The sequence below is a fragment of the Roseateles sp. genome, assembly GCF_965262435.1.
Classification (GTDB): Bacteria; Pseudomonadota; Gammaproteobacteria; order Burkholderiales; family Burkholderiaceae_C; genus Paucibacter_A.
The window spans coordinates 3,829,104-3,845,314 of the sequence record NZ_OZ253537.1; the positions used below are offsets into that span (position 1 = coordinate 3,829,104).

At 62.5% G+C, this 16,211-nt stretch carries 15 protein-coding genes and 6 tRNA genes; 3 read left to right on the forward strand and 18 right to left on the reverse strand.

Going from position 1 to position 16,211, the window contains the following annotated elements; genetic code table 11:
* Positions 1 to 25: 25 nt before the first annotated feature.
* Positions 26 to 532: a MarR family winged helix-turn-helix transcriptional regulator gene (locus ACQY39_RS16495; protein WP_428508028.1), complete on the forward strand. Its 507-nt coding sequence runs from the start codon at positions 26 to 28 to the stop codon at positions 530 to 532.
* A 16-nt stretch (positions 533 to 548) separates the two neighbouring features.
* On the forward strand, positions 549 to 974 hold the full coding sequence (locus ACQY39_RS16500; protein WP_263520105.1) for an organic hydroperoxide resistance protein: 426 nt from the start codon (positions 549 to 551) through the stop codon (positions 972 to 974).
* 21 nt (positions 975 to 995) lie between these two features.
* Here ACQY39_RS16500 and ACQY39_RS16505 read toward each other — a convergent pair whose 3' ends face one another.
* Positions 996 to 1,928 carry an asparaginase gene (locus ACQY39_RS16505; protein ID WP_428510864.1) on the reverse strand — a complete coding sequence of 311 codons (933 nt, stop codon included), beginning with the start codon at positions 1,926 to 1,928 and terminating at the stop codon, positions 996 to 998.
* 143 nt (positions 1,929 to 2,071) lie between these two features.
* Between ACQY39_RS16505 and lexA the strand changes: the two genes are divergently transcribed.
* Positions 2,072 to 2,827, forward strand: a complete 756-nt coding sequence (gene lexA, locus ACQY39_RS16510) for a transcriptional repressor LexA (protein WP_428508030.1) — start codon at positions 2,072 to 2,074, stop codon at positions 2,825 to 2,827.
* Positions 2,828 to 3,223: 396 nt separating this feature from the next.
* Here lexA and ACQY39_RS16515 read toward each other — a convergent pair.
* The 17 genes from ACQY39_RS16515 to truA all read right to left on the reverse strand — a co-directional run bounded on the left by ACQY39_RS16515 (position 3,224) and on the right by truA (position 16,103).
* A tRNA-Asp gene (locus ACQY39_RS16515) sits at positions 3,224 to 3,300 on the reverse strand.
* Positions 3,301 to 3,388: 88 nt separating this feature from the next.
* Positions 3,389 to 3,464, reverse strand: a tRNA-Glu gene (locus ACQY39_RS16520).
* A 57-nt stretch (positions 3,465 to 3,521) separates the two neighbouring features.
* Positions 3,522 to 3,597, reverse strand: a tRNA-Ala gene (locus ACQY39_RS16525).
* Positions 3,598 to 3,753: 156 nt separating this feature from the next.
* Positions 3,754 to 3,830: transfer RNA gene (locus ACQY39_RS16530), tRNA-Asp, on the reverse strand.
* Between the two features lie 88 nt (positions 3,831 to 3,918).
* Positions 3,919 to 3,994, reverse strand: a tRNA-Glu gene (locus ACQY39_RS16535).
* A 119-nt stretch (positions 3,995 to 4,113) separates the two neighbouring features.
* A tRNA-Ala gene (locus ACQY39_RS16540) sits at positions 4,114 to 4,189 on the reverse strand.
* A 124-nt stretch (positions 4,190 to 4,313) separates the two neighbouring features.
* On the reverse strand, positions 4,314 to 5,747 hold the full coding sequence (gene gltX / locus ACQY39_RS16545) for a glutamate--tRNA ligase (protein ID WP_428508032.1): 1,434 nt from the start codon (positions 5,745 to 5,747) through the stop codon (positions 4,314 to 4,316).
* Positions 5,744 to 6,988, reverse strand: a complete 1,245-nt coding sequence (locus ACQY39_RS16550; protein WP_428508034.1) for an O-succinylhomoserine sulfhydrylase — start codon at positions 6,986 to 6,988, stop codon at positions 5,744 to 5,746. Before ACQY39_RS16550 ends, gltX begins: the two co-directional genes overlap by 4 nt.
* Positions 6,985 to 8,499, reverse strand: a complete 1,515-nt coding sequence (gene purF / locus ACQY39_RS16555; protein WP_428508036.1) for an amidophosphoribosyltransferase — start codon at positions 8,497 to 8,499, stop codon at positions 6,985 to 6,987. Before purF ends, ACQY39_RS16550 begins: the two co-directional genes overlap by 4 nt.
* 90 nt (positions 8,500 to 8,589) lie before the next feature.
* Positions 8,590 to 9,078 carry a CvpA family protein gene (locus ACQY39_RS16560; protein ID WP_428508038.1) on the reverse strand — a complete coding sequence of 163 codons (489 nt, stop codon included), beginning with the start codon at positions 9,076 to 9,078 and terminating at the stop codon, positions 8,590 to 8,592.
* A gap of 58 nt (positions 9,079 to 9,136) precedes the next feature.
* Positions 9,137 to 9,997: an SPOR domain-containing protein gene (locus ACQY39_RS16565; RefSeq protein WP_428508040.1), complete on the reverse strand. Its 861-nt coding sequence runs from the start codon at positions 9,995 to 9,997 to the stop codon at positions 9,137 to 9,139.
* A gap of 130 nt (positions 9,998 to 10,127) precedes the next feature.
* Positions 10,128 to 11,498 (reverse strand): bifunctional tetrahydrofolate synthase/dihydrofolate synthase, encoded by a 1,371-nt coding sequence (gene folC / locus ACQY39_RS16570; RefSeq protein ID WP_428508042.1) that lies wholly within the window; start codon positions 11,496 to 11,498, stop codon positions 10,128 to 10,130.
* 100 nt (positions 11,499 to 11,598) lie between these two features.
* Positions 11,599 to 12,471 (reverse strand): acetyl-CoA carboxylase, carboxyltransferase subunit beta, encoded by an 873-nt coding sequence (gene accD, locus ACQY39_RS16575; protein ID WP_428508044.1) that lies wholly within the window; start codon positions 12,469 to 12,471, stop codon positions 11,599 to 11,601.
* Positions 12,472 to 12,505: 34 nt separating this feature from the next.
* On the reverse strand, positions 12,506 to 13,303 hold the full coding sequence (gene trpA / locus ACQY39_RS16580; RefSeq protein ID WP_428508046.1) for a tryptophan synthase subunit alpha: 798 nt from the start codon (positions 13,301 to 13,303) through the stop codon (positions 12,506 to 12,508).
* Complete coding sequence (gene trpB / locus ACQY39_RS16585; protein WP_428508048.1) at positions 13,303 to 14,598, reverse strand: tryptophan synthase subunit beta; 1,296 nt, start codon at positions 14,596 to 14,598, stop codon at positions 13,303 to 13,305. Before trpB ends, trpA begins: the two co-directional genes overlap by 1 nt.
* Before the next feature lie 20 nt (positions 14,599 to 14,618).
* Complete coding sequence (locus ACQY39_RS16590) at positions 14,619 to 15,278, reverse strand: phosphoribosylanthranilate isomerase (RefSeq protein WP_428508050.1); 660 nt, start codon at positions 15,276 to 15,278, stop codon at positions 14,619 to 14,621.
* A gap of 39 nt (positions 15,279 to 15,317) precedes the next feature.
* Positions 15,318 to 16,103 carry a tRNA pseudouridine(38-40) synthase TruA gene (truA, locus tag ACQY39_RS16595; protein ID WP_428510866.1) on the reverse strand — a complete coding sequence of 262 codons (786 nt, stop codon included), beginning with the start codon at positions 16,101 to 16,103 and terminating at the stop codon, positions 15,318 to 15,320.
* Positions 16,104 to 16,211: the final 108 nt, after the last annotated feature.

Here is a 16,211-nt window from a genome sequence, read left to right on the forward strand (position 1 = left end):
TAAATTGCGAAATACATTATCACCCATGCCACGCAAGATCCAAGCAATCAACGGTGAACCGCCCTCAGCTGACAAGCCCGAAGACTGGCTCCGTCTGGACCGGCAACTGTGCTTCGCGCTCTACGCCAGTTCGCTGGCCATGACCAAGCTCTACAAGCCCCTGCTGGAACCACTGGGCCTGACCTATCCACAGTACCTGGTGATGTTGGTCCTTTGGGAGCAAGACGGCATCAGCGTTTCCACCCTGGGCGAGCGCCTGTCGCTCGATTCCGGGACGCTCACGCCCTTGCTCAAACGCATGGAAATCGCAAGCTTGGTGAAACGCCAGCGCGCCACTCATGATGAACGGCGCGTCGACATCCTGCTGACCCCGACCGGCCTCAGCCTCAAGGCTCGGGCCCTCGCCATCCCTCCGCAGCTGGCCTGCGCCGCCGCCTGCCCACTGGAAGAACTGAGTTCCCTGACTCGACGTCTGCACGAGCTGCGCCAGCAGCTGGCGGACGCCGACATTCCTCCCGCCACCTCTGTTTGATAGGAAGAACTGCATCATGTCCATCGAAAAAGTCCTCTACACCGCCCGCGCCACTTCGACCGGCGGCCGCCAAGGCACGTCCTCCAGCTCGGACGGCGCGCTGAGCGTGCAGCTCTCCACGCCCAAGGAACTGGGTGGCGCCGGCGGCCCGGGCACCAACCCCGAGCAGCTGTTTGCGGCCGGTTATTCAGCCTGCTTCATCGGCGCACTCAAGCATGTGGCCATGATGAAGAAGGTCGCCCTGCCGGCCGAAGTGTCCATCACAGCCGATGTCGGCATCGGCCCCATTCCCGCCGGTTTCGGCATCCAGGTGGCACTGAATATCTCGGTGCCCGGCGTGGACCGCAGCGTGGCCCAAGACCTGGTGGATGCTGCCCACCAGGTCTGCCCCTACTCGAACGCCACCCGCGGCAATATCGACGTCACCCTGACCCTGGCCTGAGTCCGAAGCTTGGGGCGCGGTTCAGCGCTGCGCTGGGTTTGAGAGCAAGTCCAGCAGCAGTGCGATCCGTGCCTTCACCGGGCTCAGCGCGCCCGCGCTGGGCAAGGCCTCGTTTGACGCCGTGACTGGCCCAGCATCACAGCGCGTGCTACGCAGCACGCGCACGCCTTGCGCCTGTGCCTCCCGCAGCGCAGCCTCAAGCGACTGAGAAAGACTGCCATTGCCGGTGCCGGCGACCACCAGCCCGTCCACACCATGCGCCAACAAGGCCCGAACCACCGAGCCATCCGCGCCGACGTGGTTGAACACCATCTGCACACGCGGCCAAGTCAGAGCTGACCGCCGCAAAAGAGCGAGATCAAACGCCGGACCTGCATCGCGCTGCGGTCGGGCCGCGAACCAGCGCACGACACCCTCTTCCACCACAGCCAAACGCGCCCCATCAGCGGACGCGAACGCATCCACGCGGTAGCTGTGGACCTTGCGAACTTGTTCGGCGGAGTAAATGCTGCCGGCAAACACCACAAAAACACCCGGCGCTGAACCCGCAGCAGCCAGCGTCACCGCATCAAGCAGGTTCTGAGGCCCATCGGTTTGCAAGGCCGTGGCCGGGCGCATCGCTGCCGTGATCACCACCGGCTTACCCGGCGCCAAGACGCGCTGCAGGAAATAGGCCGTCTCTTCCAGCGTGTCCGTGCCGTGGGTGATGACCAGACCTGCCACCTCGGGTCGCTCCAGGTGGAAAGCCACCCGTTCGGCCAACAGCTGCCAGGTGGTGAAATCCATGTCCTTGCTGTCCAGCTGCGCCACTTGCTCCGCCTCCAGACGGCGCTGAGCCAGCGGTGGAATAGCGGCGATCAACTGACCCACGCCGAGCTGGGCGGCCTGATAGCCGACATTGTCCGAGGCGTCGCTGGCCGTCCCGGCAATGGTGCCGCCGGTCCCGAGAATCACAACCAAGCCAGAATTCACTGCTGAAACTGGCTCATTCACTGCATTTGAGTCTGGCTTGCTTTGCAATTTTAGATTTCCTGGATGAAAATACAGTCACTGGATAAATATTCAGGCACTCAAGCTCCAAGCAGAGGATGACCACCGTGGAAGACAGCCCGAAACTCACCGCGCGCCAACAGCAGATCCTCGATCTGGTACGAGCCGCCATCGAACGCACCGGCGCTCCACCGACCCGCGCCGAGATCGCAGCCGAGCTCGGTTTTCGCTCCGCCAATGCAGCCGAGGAACACCTGCAAGCCCTGGCCCGCAAGGGCGCCATCGAACTGGTTGGCGGCACCTCGCGCGGCATCCGGCTGAAGTCTGACACATTGAGAGCGCTCAACTCCGCACGTGATGCCCGCGAGTCACAAGAAGCACGTGAGTTTCAGGCCGGATATGCGCGCGGCCGAGCCGCGACACGCAGCAGCGATCGCCAGCAACTCGACTTTCCGCTGGCCAGCTTAGCCCAGCTGAATCTCCCACTGATTGGGCGCGTGGCAGCCGGCCACCCCATCCTGGCACAGGAACACATCGAACAAAACTACGCCGTTGAGGCTAGCATGTTCGCCAAGAAGCCCGACTTCCTGCTCAAAGTGAAAGGCATGAGCATGAAAGACATCGGCATCATGGATGGCGACCTTTTGGCCGTGCAAAAAGCATCAGAGGCCAAGAACGGCCAGATCGTGGTGGCGCGGATCGGCGATGAAGTGACAGTCAAACGCTTCAAACGCAATCGCAGCGGCATCGAATTGCTGCCGGAAAACTCAGAGTTCGAACCCATTCAAGTGGCAGCGGATGACGAAAGTTTCGCCATCGAAGGTTTGGCTGTGGGTTTGATCCGCAATCAGATGTTCAGCTGAAACTCAGACTCGGGTGACGCGGCAAACTGAGAGCCTCCCGCTCGATTCAGCAGGACCGCGGGCGAAACTTTGAACCCGCGAAGGTCAGTTTGCATATGCAAAGAGCTCCCAGCGGGAGCTCTTTTTATTGGGCTCAACACGCTTGAGGCGACTTCAAAACAGGTTCAGTCAATTGGGCTGAGCGCTCGGACAGGGCGAAGTCACCTGAAGTTTCAACTCTGAAGTTACCCATCTAAACACAGGTGTGAAGTCATCTCCACCAATCACTTGCCTGTATTGGATATTGCACAGGTACGGAACTGATATCAAACAGCAAGTAGGCGAAACTATTGAGCGAGTATCGATCGGACAAGAAAAAACCCCACAAACTCTCGTTTGCGGGGTTTATCAGATTGTTGGCGGAGTGGACGGGACTCGAACCCGCGACCCCCGGCGTGACAGGCCGGTATTCTAACCAACTGAACTACCACTCCAGATGAGCCACAACATCGAAACCGATATTGCGCTACACCGAACAAGTTACGCAGCGCTGTTTCAAGCACTGCCAAGTCTTGTCAAACTTGGCGTCCCCTAGGGGATTCGAACCCCTGTAGTCACCGTGAAAGGGTGGTGTCCTAGGCCTCTAGACGAAGGGGACTAAACCTTCTTGCCTGATCACATCCTGAATCGCGCGCCACTTCCAAACAGCGTTTGGTGGTGGAGGTAAGCGGGATCGAACCGCTGACCTCTTGCATGCCATGCAAGCGCTCTCCCAGCTGAGCTATACCCCCAGATCCTTGCGAATCTCGGTTGCCGCGCCATTCAAGCGTATCAAACCTCAAAACAATCTTACAAATAACTGCGGCCAATTTCTTGGCCGCCTTTGAAACTCGTTTTACCGAATTTCTTCAACGCAAACAAAGAACCTACATTCTTTGCTAAAAAGCTGGCGGAGTGGACGGGACTCGAACCCGCGACCCCCGGCGTGACAGGCCGGTATTCTAACCAACTGAACTACCACTCCAGATGATGAATCAGATTATATACATAATCCAACTCACATCGAACAAGTTTGCAGCTATTTTTCAATAACTACCAAGCCTTGTCAAACTTGGCGTCCCCTAGGGGATTCGAACCCCTGTAGTCACCGTGAAAGGGTGGTGTCCTAGGCCTCTAGACGAAGGGGACTAAACCTTCTTATTAACTGCCGCAAAGTATACAACAGTTAACTCTATATATTCAAGCTTCGAAGTATATCGCAAAACTTTTGCATTTGAACCGCGCGCCACACAAACTCGACTTGAATTTGGTGGAGGTAAGCGGGATCGAACCGCTGACCTCTTGCATGCCATGCAAGCGCTCTCCCAGCTGAGCTATACCCCCGATGATTCTTATCAGTACTTCAGACCGCTTGATTGATCTCTGCAGATCGACACGCTTTCTGATGCACCGCGAGACATCTAAAGTTTCGCGCTGTTCAAGCAAGACGTAGATTATAGGACGATTTTCACAAGGAGCGCAAGCGTTTCACAACAATTTCTTGATCGAACAGCTCCAGCACCGCATCGACGCTGGGCGTTTGCACACGGCCGCACACCAAAGCGCGCACCGGCATGGCCAATTGAGGCATCTTCAGACCGTGTGCTGCGATGGTTTCCTTGATGGCCGCAGCAATGGCGGGCTTGCTCCACTCAGCCAAGGCATGCAGCTTGTCAGCGAGCGTGACCAACGCTGGCTTCACTGCGTCAGTGACATGAGCAGCCAAGTCCTCGGCCGAAGGGCTGACCGGGCCGAAATACATGGCCAACCAATCGGCCAGCGCCACGGTCGTGGAACAGCGATCCTTGAACAAGGCGCACATCGGCGCAAGCTTGGCAGCATCAACCTGCATGCCACGTGACGCCAGCTGAGCCGCCACATGAACAGACAAGCGGCCGTCATCAGCCTGCTTGATGTATTGGCTGTTGACCCACTCCAGCTTGGCCGGGTCCCATTGCGCGGGGCTCTTGTTCAGATGGCTGCCATCGAACCAAGACACCAGCTGCTCACGGCTGAACAGTTCGTCGTCGCCATGGCTCCAGCCCAGGCGCGAGAGGTAATTCAGCATGGCTTCGGGCAGGTAACCGCCTTCTTCGTAAGCCGTCACGCTGACGGCGCCACGGCGTTTGGACAGCTTCTGGCCGTCGTCACCCAGAATCACCGGTACGTGTCCGAAGGCCGGCAGCGGTGCGCCGAGGGCACGGAAGATATTGATCTGCCAAGGCGTGTTGTTGACATGCTCGTCGCCGCGGAAGACATGGCTGATTTGCATATCCCAGTCGTCCACCACCACAGCGAAGTTGTAGGTCGGCACACCCAGGCTGCCTGCAGGCGCATCTGCAGCCGCTGGGCGCACGATGATCAAGTCATCGATCTCGCGGTTGTTGATGGTGATGGGGCCCTTGACCAGATCGTCCCAGGTGACGTCGCCGTCCAGCGGATTCTTGAAGCGCACCACGGGCGCAATGCCGACTGGCACCGGCGGCAGCACCTTGCCGGGCTCCGGGCGCCAGCGGCCGTCATAACGGGTCTTTTCACCGCGCGCTCGTTGGGCCTCGCGCACCTCATCCAGCTCAGCGGGCGTGCAGTAGCAGCGATAGGCCATGCCCTCAGCAATCAACTGTTCGGCCACCGCGTGGTAACGCTCCAGGCGCTGCATCTGATAGATCGGGCCTTCGTCGTAGTCCAGGCCCAACCACTTCATCGAAGCCAGGATCTGCTCCACCGAATCCTGCGTCGAGCGAGCCACATCGGTGTCTTCGATGCGCAGCACGAACTTGCCGCCGTAATGGCGTGCGTATGCCCAGGAATACAGGGCCGTTCGGGCTGTGCCCAGATGCAGAAAACCGGTCGGCGACGGCGCAATGCGGGTGCGCACAGGAGTGTTGGCGTGTTGGCTCATAAGCTGTTCAAAGTGGAAAGGCCGCGGTTCAGGTCGTCGGTGATGTCGTCGACATGCTCAAGACCGACGGCCAGGCGAATCAGGCCCTGGCTGATGCCGGCGGCCTGACGCTGGGCCTCGCTGAGGCGGCCATGCGAGGTGGTGGCCGGATGGGTGATGATGGATTTGGTGTCGCCCAGATTGGTGGCAATGCTGAGCACGCGGGTGCTGTTGATCACATGGAAGGCCGCGGCGCGTGCAGCCTCGGGCGTGTCGGCCTTCAACTCGAACGACAGCACCGCCCCGCCCTGCCCCGACTGCTGACGCATGGCCAGCTCATGCTGGGGGTGCGAGTGCAAAGACGGGCAATAGACGCGCGCCACCTCGGGCCGGGCTTCGAGCCATCGGGCCACGGCCAAGGCTTGTTCGCTCTGCGCCTTCATGCGCAGGCTCAAGGTCTCCAGACCTTTCAAGATCACCCAGGCATTGAAGGGCGAGAGCACCATGCCGGCCGTGCGCATGACCGGGCCGAACACATCTTTGATCAGGCGATTGGGGCCGCACAGGGCGCCGCCCATCACGCGGCCTTGGCCGTCCATGTACTTGGTCGCTGAGTGCATGACCAGGTCTGCACCAAAGCGTGTGGGCTGCTGCAACGCTGGCGTGGAATAGGTGTTGTCCACCACCAGCAGCGCGCCGGCGCCATGGGCGATGTCAGCCAAGGCACGGATATCGCAGACTTCGGTCAGCGGGTTGGTCGGCGTCTCGGCGAACAGCAGCCGCGTGTTGGGGCGCAGGGCCGCGCGCCATTCCGCGAGGTCGGTCTGCGAAACGAAGGTCGTTTCGACACCGAACTTGCCGAACTCCTTGGCGAACAGATTGATGGTGGTACCAAACACCGAGCGCGAGCACAGCACATGGTCGCCCGCCTTGAGCAAGCCCATGCACAGCAGCAGGATGGCACTCATGCCGGTGGACGTGGCGATAGCAGCTTCGGTGCCCTCCATCGCGGCCAGACGTGCCTCCAAGCTGCGCACCGTCGGGTTGCTGGTGCGCGAGTAGGTGAAATCTTCCGAGTCGGCGAAACGCTGGGCTGAGGTGGCCGCGTCCGGCTGGACATAGGCGCTGGTCAGAAACAGACCCTCGGAGTTTTCGCCGTGCTGGCTGGGCGGCAGCGCCGTGCGCACCGCCAGGGTTTCCGGGCGCAGACCTTCGGGCAGCGCCGCGCGGGCCATGCGGCGGGCTTCATCGCTCAAACTCATTGGCCATCACCCCCGCTTTGCAGCGCCAAGCGGCTTCGCGCCGGGCCCTCCTCTTCATCACCCTGGCTGCGGCGTTGGGCCTCGAGCTTGGCAAAGTCTTCAGCGGTGACATCGCCGGTGATGTAGTGCCCATCGAAGCAGGAAGCTTCGAAGCCCTGCAAGTTGGGCTGCAGGGCCGCGACCACGCGCTTCATTGCGTCCACATCCTGGTAGATCAGCGCGTCGGCGCCAATGAACTCTCGGATCTCTTCGATGCTGCGGTTGTGCGCCACCAGCTCTTCGCTGGTCGGCATGTCAATGCCGTAGACATTGCGGAAGCGCACCGGCGGCGCGGCCGAGGCGAGGTAGACCTTGCGCGCACCGGCTTCACGGGCCATCTGCACGATTTCCTTGGAGGTGGTGCCGCGCACGATGGAGTCATCGACCAGCAGCACATTGCGGCCCTTGAACTCCAGACCGATAGCGTTGAGCTTCTGGCGCACCGACTTCTTGCGAGCGCCCTGCCCCGGCATGATGAAGGTGCGGCCGACGTAGCGGTTCTTCACAAAGCCTTCGCGGTAAGGCTTGCCGATGCGATGCGCCAGTTGCATGGCCGAGGGGCGGCTCGATTCAGGAATCGGGATCACCACATCGATATCGCTGGGCGGCATGGTCGAGATCAGACGCTGGGCGAGGGTCTCACCCATGTTCAGGCGGGCCTGGTAGACAGAGATGCCGTCCATCACCGAATCCGGGCGAGCCAGGTAGACGAACTCGAACATGCAGGGGTTCAGCGTCGGGTTCTCCGCGCATTGCTGGGTGTGCAGCGTGCCGTTCATGTCCACGAACAACGCTTCGCCGGGCGCCACATCGCGGGCCAGCTGGAAACCATTGCCTTCCAAGGCCACGCTTTCGCTCGCCACCATGTACTCGCCATCGGCCGCTTGCCCAAAGCACAGTGGGCGAATGCCATAAGGATCGCGGAAGGCCAGCAGTCCATGACCGGCGATCAAAGCGATCACGGCATAAGAGCCCTTGATGCGCTTGTGCACGGCTCGCACCGCCTTGAACACACCGTCGGGTGTCAGCGGCAGATCACGCGCCACCTGTTCCAGCTCATGGGCCAACACGTTCAGCAAAACTTCCGAGTCGCTCTCGGTGTTGATGTGGCGGCGATCAATGTCGAACAGCTCGGTCTTCAGCCCTTGCGCATTGGTCAGGTTGCCGTTGTGCACCAGCACCAGGCCGAAGGGCGCGTTGACGTAGAAGGGCTGAGCCTCTTCTTCGTTGTACGCATTGCCGGCGGTCGGGTAACGCACCTGGCCCAGGCCGATGGTGCCGGGCAGCGCGCGCATATTGCGGGTGCGGAAGACATCACGCACCATGCCGCGGGCCTTGTGCATGAAGCATTTGTTGCCCTGCATCGTGACGATGCCCGCAGCATCCTGACCGCGGTGCTGCAGCAGCAGCAAAGCGTCATAAATCAGCTGATTGACAGGGGAACGGGAGATCACGCCAACGATGCCGCACATGGCTTTTCCTTCTCTGGATGAGACTTTTGTCTAAATACCTAACGGCCCAGACAGGCGCCGTTCAACTTCCAAGCTGCCCGAGCTTGTGGCTCAAGCAGGCAATCGACTCGCGACCGCGTCTGGCAACAGCGGCCGCAAGGCGCCCAGCACCTGATGCAGCTGCGGCGCCAGCCGCGATTCCTGCCAGGCCGGCCACTGGGCCGCGGGTGTCATCTGCACCAGCACCACCAAAAACAAGGCCAGGAGCAGGCCACGCACAGCGCCAAATCCGGCACCCGCCAAACGATCCAGCACACTCAACGGCGAGGCATGAATCAAGGCGCGCAACAACTTCGCTGCCAGGCCCCAGAGCAACAAGACCAAGGCAAAACTCAAAACCAGCCCCAGGCCCGCGCTCAAACTGGCCCCAAGGCGTTGCTGCGGCAAAAAGGTCTGCAGCCATGGCGCCACATGAGGCGCCGCCAGATAGGCGACCAACCAACCGGCCAAGGACAGCAACTCAAACACCAGGCCGCGCCACACACCGACCAGCACGGACAGCAACAGCAAGGCCAGCAACGTCAGGTCCACCCAACTCATGGCGTGGCAACTCGGAACACGCGATGCTCGGTCGCGCAAGAAGCCGGGTCGCGCCGCATCAAAGCGTCAACACGGCCGCCGACAGGCCAGCCGCTTTGAGCTTGGCCGCCGCCTTGTCGGCTTCCTCGCGACTGGCATAGGGTCCAAGGCGCACGCGTATGCGCTTGCCGGCTGCGGTGTCCACGGCCTGGGTGTAGGTCTTGAGACCCAGATGCTCCACCTTCATGCGCACTTCATGGGCGGACTTGCTGTCGGCAAAGGCGCCCACTTGCAAAATATGTCGCGTGCTGGGCGCTGCCTCAGCCGGTTTGCCGGCAGTGTCTCCAGCACGCCCCTCAAGCAAAGCCTGCACGCGGGCAGCCTCGGGGTTGCTGCGCTTGTCGACCGCTTTCTCGATTGGCTTGATGGCTAGCTTGGGGCTTGCCTTATCCAGGCTCTTTTCGACAGCTTTCTCAGCCGGCTTGTCAGACAACTTCTCGATCGGCTTCGCTGCGGACTTATCGGCCAATTTTTCAATCGACTTGTCTGTACCTTGGGCCGGTGCAGAAAGCGGCGCGGGCACAAGAGCCACCTTGCCTTCGCTCAATCGGGTCGAACTGGCAGCGGGCGCCGCAGGCTCCATTTCCTCGGTCGCAGCCAAAGGCGGCAGGCTGGGTTGCACAGGCCGCGGCTGCGGAATCGCCAAGGGCGCAGCCGCTTCCCTGCTGGGAATATCGATGGGCAAGTCCACTGGAATGGGTCGCGGTTGCGTCTCAAACACCAGCGGAAAACCGATTACACCGACGCCGACCAAGACGGCAGCGCCGATCAGGCGGTGGCGCGCCCGCAAGCGCAGTTGCTGGACGGCATCAGCCGAATCGGACACCCGCTTGGCAGCCGGTGCAGCCTTGTCGCGCTTGAAAAAGGACAGCAAACCCATGGCAAGAAATCCGGCCTGCGCCGAGGTGAAGGACAGCGTTGACGAAAGCAGGAACGAGGCGGCCACCGGTCGCCTCAGCCCAGCGCTAAAGCGCCGGGTTCAAAAACCAGGCCAAAGCGGCCGCCTGGTCTCATCCAACAGTCGGGAAATTCGGTGGCGGCAGCGCTTCCGACGGTGCTTGCTTGGATTGCAAACGGGGCACACCGTTCTTGAGCACGCCACCCACTGTGTAGAAGGAACCGAAGACCAGAATTCTATCAGCGGGGTCTGCCTCGGCCGCCGCTGCCGCCAGGGCGTCGAGCGGCTGCGCATGGGTGTGCAGCCGCACCTGCGGCGGCGCCTTCAGGCGCCCTTCGGCCTGCAGAGCTGCGAACTGAGCCTGCAAATCGGTGGCGCTGGCGGCACGGGGCAGTTCCAGATTGCAGAAATGCCAGACGTCGACCAAGGGCGCCATGCGCTGGAAAATGCTGGCCAGGTCTTTGTCGGCCATGGCGCCGAAGACGGCATGGGTGCGCGGATAAAAGCCCATCTGGTCCAGGTTCTGGGCCAGGGCCGCCACGGCATGCGGGTTGTGCGCCACATCCAGCACCAGGGCCGGCTGGCCGGCCACGACCTGGAAACGCCCGGGCAACTCCACCAAGGCAAGGCCGGTACGCACCGCTTGCGCGCTGATCGGCAGGCGCTCGTACAAGGCCTCGAACACCGCCAGCACACCGGCCGCATTGAGCAATTGGTTGACGCCGCGCAGCGCCGGATAGGCCAGGCCGCTGAAGCGGCGCTCGCGGCCCGACCATTGCCACTGCTGGCGATCGCCGCTGTAGCTGAAATCAACACCCAGTTGACGCAGATCGGCGCCGATCTCGGCTGCACGCGCCGCCAGGCTGTCCGGTGGCATGGGGTCGCTGATGATCACCGTGCGGCCGGCGCGCATGATGCCAGCCTTCTCGCGGCCCACCGACTCACGATCCGGCCCCAGGTACTCGGTGTGATCGAGGTCGATGCTGGTGATGACGGCGCAGTCACCATCGATGCAGTTGACGGCATCCAGGCGCCCGCCCAGGCCCACCTCGAGAATCACCAAATCCAGCGGTTCGGCTGCCAGGCGGCGCATGATGGCCAGGGTGGTGAACTCAAAGTAGCTCAGCGTCATCTCGCCGCGCGCCGCCTCCACCGCCTCGAAATGCGGCAGCAGGCTCTCGGCCGCCACCGGCGCGCCGTTCACGCGGCAGCGCTCCTGGAAATGCACCAGATGCGGCTTGATGTACAGGCCCACGCGGTAGCCCGCCTGCAGGGCGATGGACTCCAGCATGGCGCAGGTCGAGCCCTTGCCATTGGTGCCCGCCACCACCACCACCGGCGGTTCGAAGTTCAATCCCAGGCGCGCGCGCAAGGTGGTGACCCGGTCCAGCGTCATGTCGATGGTCTTGGGATGCAGGCGTTCGCAATGGGCCAGCCAGTCGTCCAGAGTGGCAGGCACGGGCGTGAGGTTCTGAGAGGTCATGGCGAGGAAAACGCTTCCAGCAAAGAAAGACGGCCAGACCTTGTGGGCCTGGCCGTGAGGGGTGAGGAGCGAGAGCTCAGACAGCGGCTGCCAAGGCAGCTCAGGCCACGGCGTCCGAGCTCTGGCGTTGCAGCATGGCCAGCGAACGGGCGATGGTCTCGCGCAGTTCTCGGCGGTCCACGATCATGTCCACGGCTCCCTTTTCCATCAGGAACTCGGCGCGCTGAAAGCCAGCCGGCAGCTTCTCACGCACGGTGTTCTCGATCACGCGCGGGCCGGCAAAGCCGATCAGCGCCTTGGGCTCGGCGATCACCACATCACCGACAAAGGCAAAGGAAGCCGACACGCCGCCCATGGTCGGGTCGGTCAGCACGCTGATATAGGGCAGTTTGGCTTTGGCAAGGCGGGTCAGGGCCGCATTGGTCTTGGCCATCTGCATCAGACTCAAAAGACCTTCCTGCATACGGGCACCGCCGGTGGCCGTGTAGCAAATGAACGGCGTCTTTTGCTCGATGGCGGTTTCCACGCCACGCACAAAGCGCTCACCGACCACCGAACCCATGGAACCGCCCATGAAGTTGAACTCGAAGCAGGCCACCACCACCGGCAGCGTCATCACGGCGCCGCCCATGACGATCAGCGCGTCGGTTTCGCCGGTGTTTTCCAGCGCTTCCTTCAGGCGGTCGGGGTACTTCTTGCTGTCCTTGAACTTCAGCGCGTCCACCGGCAGCACTTCCTGGCCGATCTCGTAGCGGCCTTCGCCGTCGAGGAAGGCATCCAGGCGAGCGCGGGCACCGATGCGGTGGTGGTGGCTGCACTTGGGGCAGACGTTGACGTTCTTTTCCAGATCGGTCTTGTAGAGCACCGTCTCGCAGGACGGGCACTTGATCCACAAACCTTCCGGCACCATGCGGCGCTCGGTCGGGTCGGTTTGCTGCATCTTGGGCGGCAACAGTTTCTCAAGCCAACTCACAAGCAGACTCCTTTGTTCTGGTTCTCAGGTCAGGCTACGCGTCGAGCGCAGCGCGGATCTCGCGGATGAACTGGGCACCCGTCAAAGCGACATTATCGCGTGTCTGCGTCTCCAGAAGCTCGACCAGGCGAGAACCGATCACCACCGCGTCCGAAACATCGGCCACGGCGCGGGCGGTAGCGGCATCGCGGATGCCGAAACCCACACCCACCGGCACGCTGACATGCTGGCGGATGCGCGGGATCATCTCGGCCACGGCCGCGGTGTTCAGGTGGCCCGCGCCGGTCACGCCCTTGAGCGAGACGTAGTAGACGTAGCCGCTGGCGATCTTGCCGATGCGGGCCATGCGCGCCACGGTCGAGGTGGGCGCCAGCAAGAAGATCGGGTCCAGGCCGCGCGCCTGCAGCAGAGCGGCAAAGGTTTCGCACTCCTCGGGCGGGTAGTCCACCACCAGCACGCCGTCGACACCGGCTGCCGCCGCATCGTCGACGAAACGGGCAATGCCGTAGCGCTCGATCGGATTGGCGTAACCCATCAGCACCACCGGGGTGACATCGTCCGCCTGGCGGAACTCGCGCACATCGGCCAGCACACGGGCCAGACCGATGCCTTTTTGCAAGGCTCGCTCGGCCGCTCGCTGGATCACCGGGCCGTCGGCCATGGGGTCAGAAAACGGCACGCCGAGCTCGATCACATCGGCGCCGGCCTCGGCCATGGCGCGCATCAACGGCACCGTGGTTTCGGGATACGGATCACCGGTGTGGACAAAGGGAATCAAGGCCTTGCGGCCTTGCGCGGCCAGACGGGCGAAAGTGGCTTGGATGCGGCTCATCACAGGCCTCCTTTCGACGTCACCACATGGACCGGTTGTTCACCACCCTTGACCGACTGACCCTTGCAGGACGGTCGGCAGTAGAACTCGGCTTTGGACAGATCGGCCACGGTGCCGATGTCCTTGTCGCCGCGGCCGGACAGATTGACCAGCAGGTGCTGATCGGCCCGCATCGTCGGCGCCAGCTTCATCGCGTAGGCCACCGCATGGCTGGACTCCAGCGCCGGGATGATGCCTTCGGTGCGGCACAGATGATGGAAAGCAGCCAGCGCTTCCGCATCGGTCACACCCACATACTCGGCGCGGCCGATGTCCTTGAGGTAGGCATGCTCGGGGCCGACGCCGGGGTAGTCCAGGCCGGCCGAGATCGAATGGGTCTCGATGATCTGGCCGTTGTCGTCTTGCAGCAGGTAGGTGCGGTTGCCATGCAGCACACCCGGGCTGCCGGCGCTCAGCGTGGCCGCATGCTTGCCGCTGTCCATGCCCTCCCCGGCTGCCTCCACGCCGATCAGGCGCGTGCCGGCATGGGGGATGTAGGGGTAGAAAATGCCCATGGCATTGCTGCCGCCGCCCACACAGGCGATCACCGCATCGGGCTGGCGGCCGATCATCTCGGGCATCTGCGTCAGGCACTCGTCACCGATCACGCGCTGGAAGTCGCGCACCAGCATCGGATACGGATGCGGGCCGGCCACGGTGCCGATGATGTAGAAGGTCGACTCGACATTGGTGACCCAGTCGCGCATGGCCTCGTTGAGCGCGTCTTTCAGCGTCTTGGAGCCCGACTCCACCGGCACCACGCGAGCGCCCAGCAGATGCATGCGGTAGACATTGGGGCTTTGGCGCTTGACGTCCTCGCTGCCCATATAGACCACGCATTCCATGCCGTAGCGGGCGCAGATGGTGGCCGTGGCCACACCGTGCTGACCGGCGCCGGTCTCGGCAATGATGCGCTTCTTGCCCATGCGCTTGGCAAGCAAGGCCTGGCCGATGGTGTTGTTGATCTTGTGTGCGCCGGTGTGATTCAGGTCTTCACGCTTCAAGAAGACCTGGGCACCGCCGAGCTCGCGGCTCAGGCGATCGGCGTGATAAATCGGGCTCGGGCGGCCGACGAAATGGGCCAACTCGCGCTTGAACTCCTTGATGAATTCCGGGTCTTTGCTGTAGTGGGCGTAGGCCTCTTTCAGCTCGTCAAGGGCGTGAACCAAGGTCTCGGCGACAAAGCTGCCGCCGTAGGTTTGGCCATGGATGGGGCCGAAATGCCCCTGGGCATCGGGCTGTGCGTAGTCTTGCATGGTGGGAATCGTGCTTCTCTTCAGACGCAGTTCAGGCGAGCCGCTTGGGCATCGATTTGGACATCGGCCTCGCGCACGGCGGCGCAGAACTGCTGGATCAGGGCGGCGTCCTTCAGGCCCTTGGCCTGTTCGACGCCGGAACTCACATCAACGGCCGTGGGCCGGACCTGAAGCACGCCAGTCAGCACATTTCCGGCATGCAACCCACCAGACAAAACGACTGGAGAGGGCACGTTTTTTGGAATGAGTGACCAATCGAAAACCTTTCCACCACCGCCATAGCCTTCGACGTGGGCGTCGAGCAGGATGGCTTGTGCTGTTGAAAACTGTTGGGCGTAGTCTAGCAAATCGAAGCCCGGCTCCATGCGCGCAGCCCGCAAATAGGGCCGGCCGAAGCGCTCGCAGTCGGCCGCGCTCTCATCGCCGTGGAACTGCAGCAGCATATTCGGCAATGCCGCCAGCGCCTCCTGCACCTCGGCTTCGCTGGCATTGACGAACAAGCCCACCGGCGTCACGAACGGCGGCAACAAGCGAGCAAGCTCTGCCGCCCGGGCCGGGCTCACAAAACGCGGGCTCTTGGCGTAGAAGACAAAGCCGATGGCATCGGCACCGGCCGCGACAGCAGCCAGCACATCGGCCTCGCGGGTCAGGCCGCAGATCTTGATTCGGGTACGGCTCATGGGCACTCGCGCTTCAAAAGACAGGGGTTGGCAACACGTTCAAGGCAACCAGTCCATGGCTGCCGTGTGGGTCGGAATCTGCAGATCCGCATCGTAGTACGGGCCTTTAAAGTACAGCCCGTCCGGCGGAAAGGTCGGTGCGGCAACGCTGCGCTCGCGCGCCGCCAGCACCTCGCCCACCCAGGACGGTGGCCGGCTGCCATTGCCCACCGCGATCAGGCAACCCATCAGATTGCGCACCATGTGATGAAGAAAGGCCGAGGCGTCAAAGTCGAAACGCCAGTAGGCGCCGCGTCGCGTGATCTCAATCGAGCGCAAGGTCTTGATCGGCGACTTCGCCTGGCATTGCGAGGAGCGGAAGCTGCTGAAGTCATGCTCGCCCAGCAGCAGCGCCGCAGCGGCTTGCATGGCGGCCATGTCCAGCGGGCGAAACACCCAACCCACGGCGCCGGCTTCAATCGCCGGCCGCACCACCGATTCCAGCAAGAGAAAACTGTAGCGCCGGCCTCGCGCGGCAAAGCGCGCATGGAAGTCGACCGGCGGAAACACACACCACTGAATGGCCACATCGGCCGGCAGGTAGCGATTCGTGCCCCGCACCCAAGAGGCTGACTCGCGCCGCACCGTGGTGTCGAAATGAACCACCTGGTTGAGTCCGTGCACGCCGGTGTCGGTGCGGCCGGCGCAGATGGTGCGAATCTCGCGGTCGGCGAATTCGCTGAGCGCCGCCTCCAGCACATCCTGCACGGTCTGGCGGTCGCTCTGGCTCTGCCAGCCGTGGTACGCCTGGCCGCGGTAGCTGACACCCAGGGCGACGCGCTGCACAGCTTCCGCCCGCCCCGCCTGCAGGCCTTCGCCCTGCTCCACCCCAGACACCGTCGACATCAAAGCACTACTCCCCAATGAAAAAGGCGCTCGGCCAGGCCGAGCGCC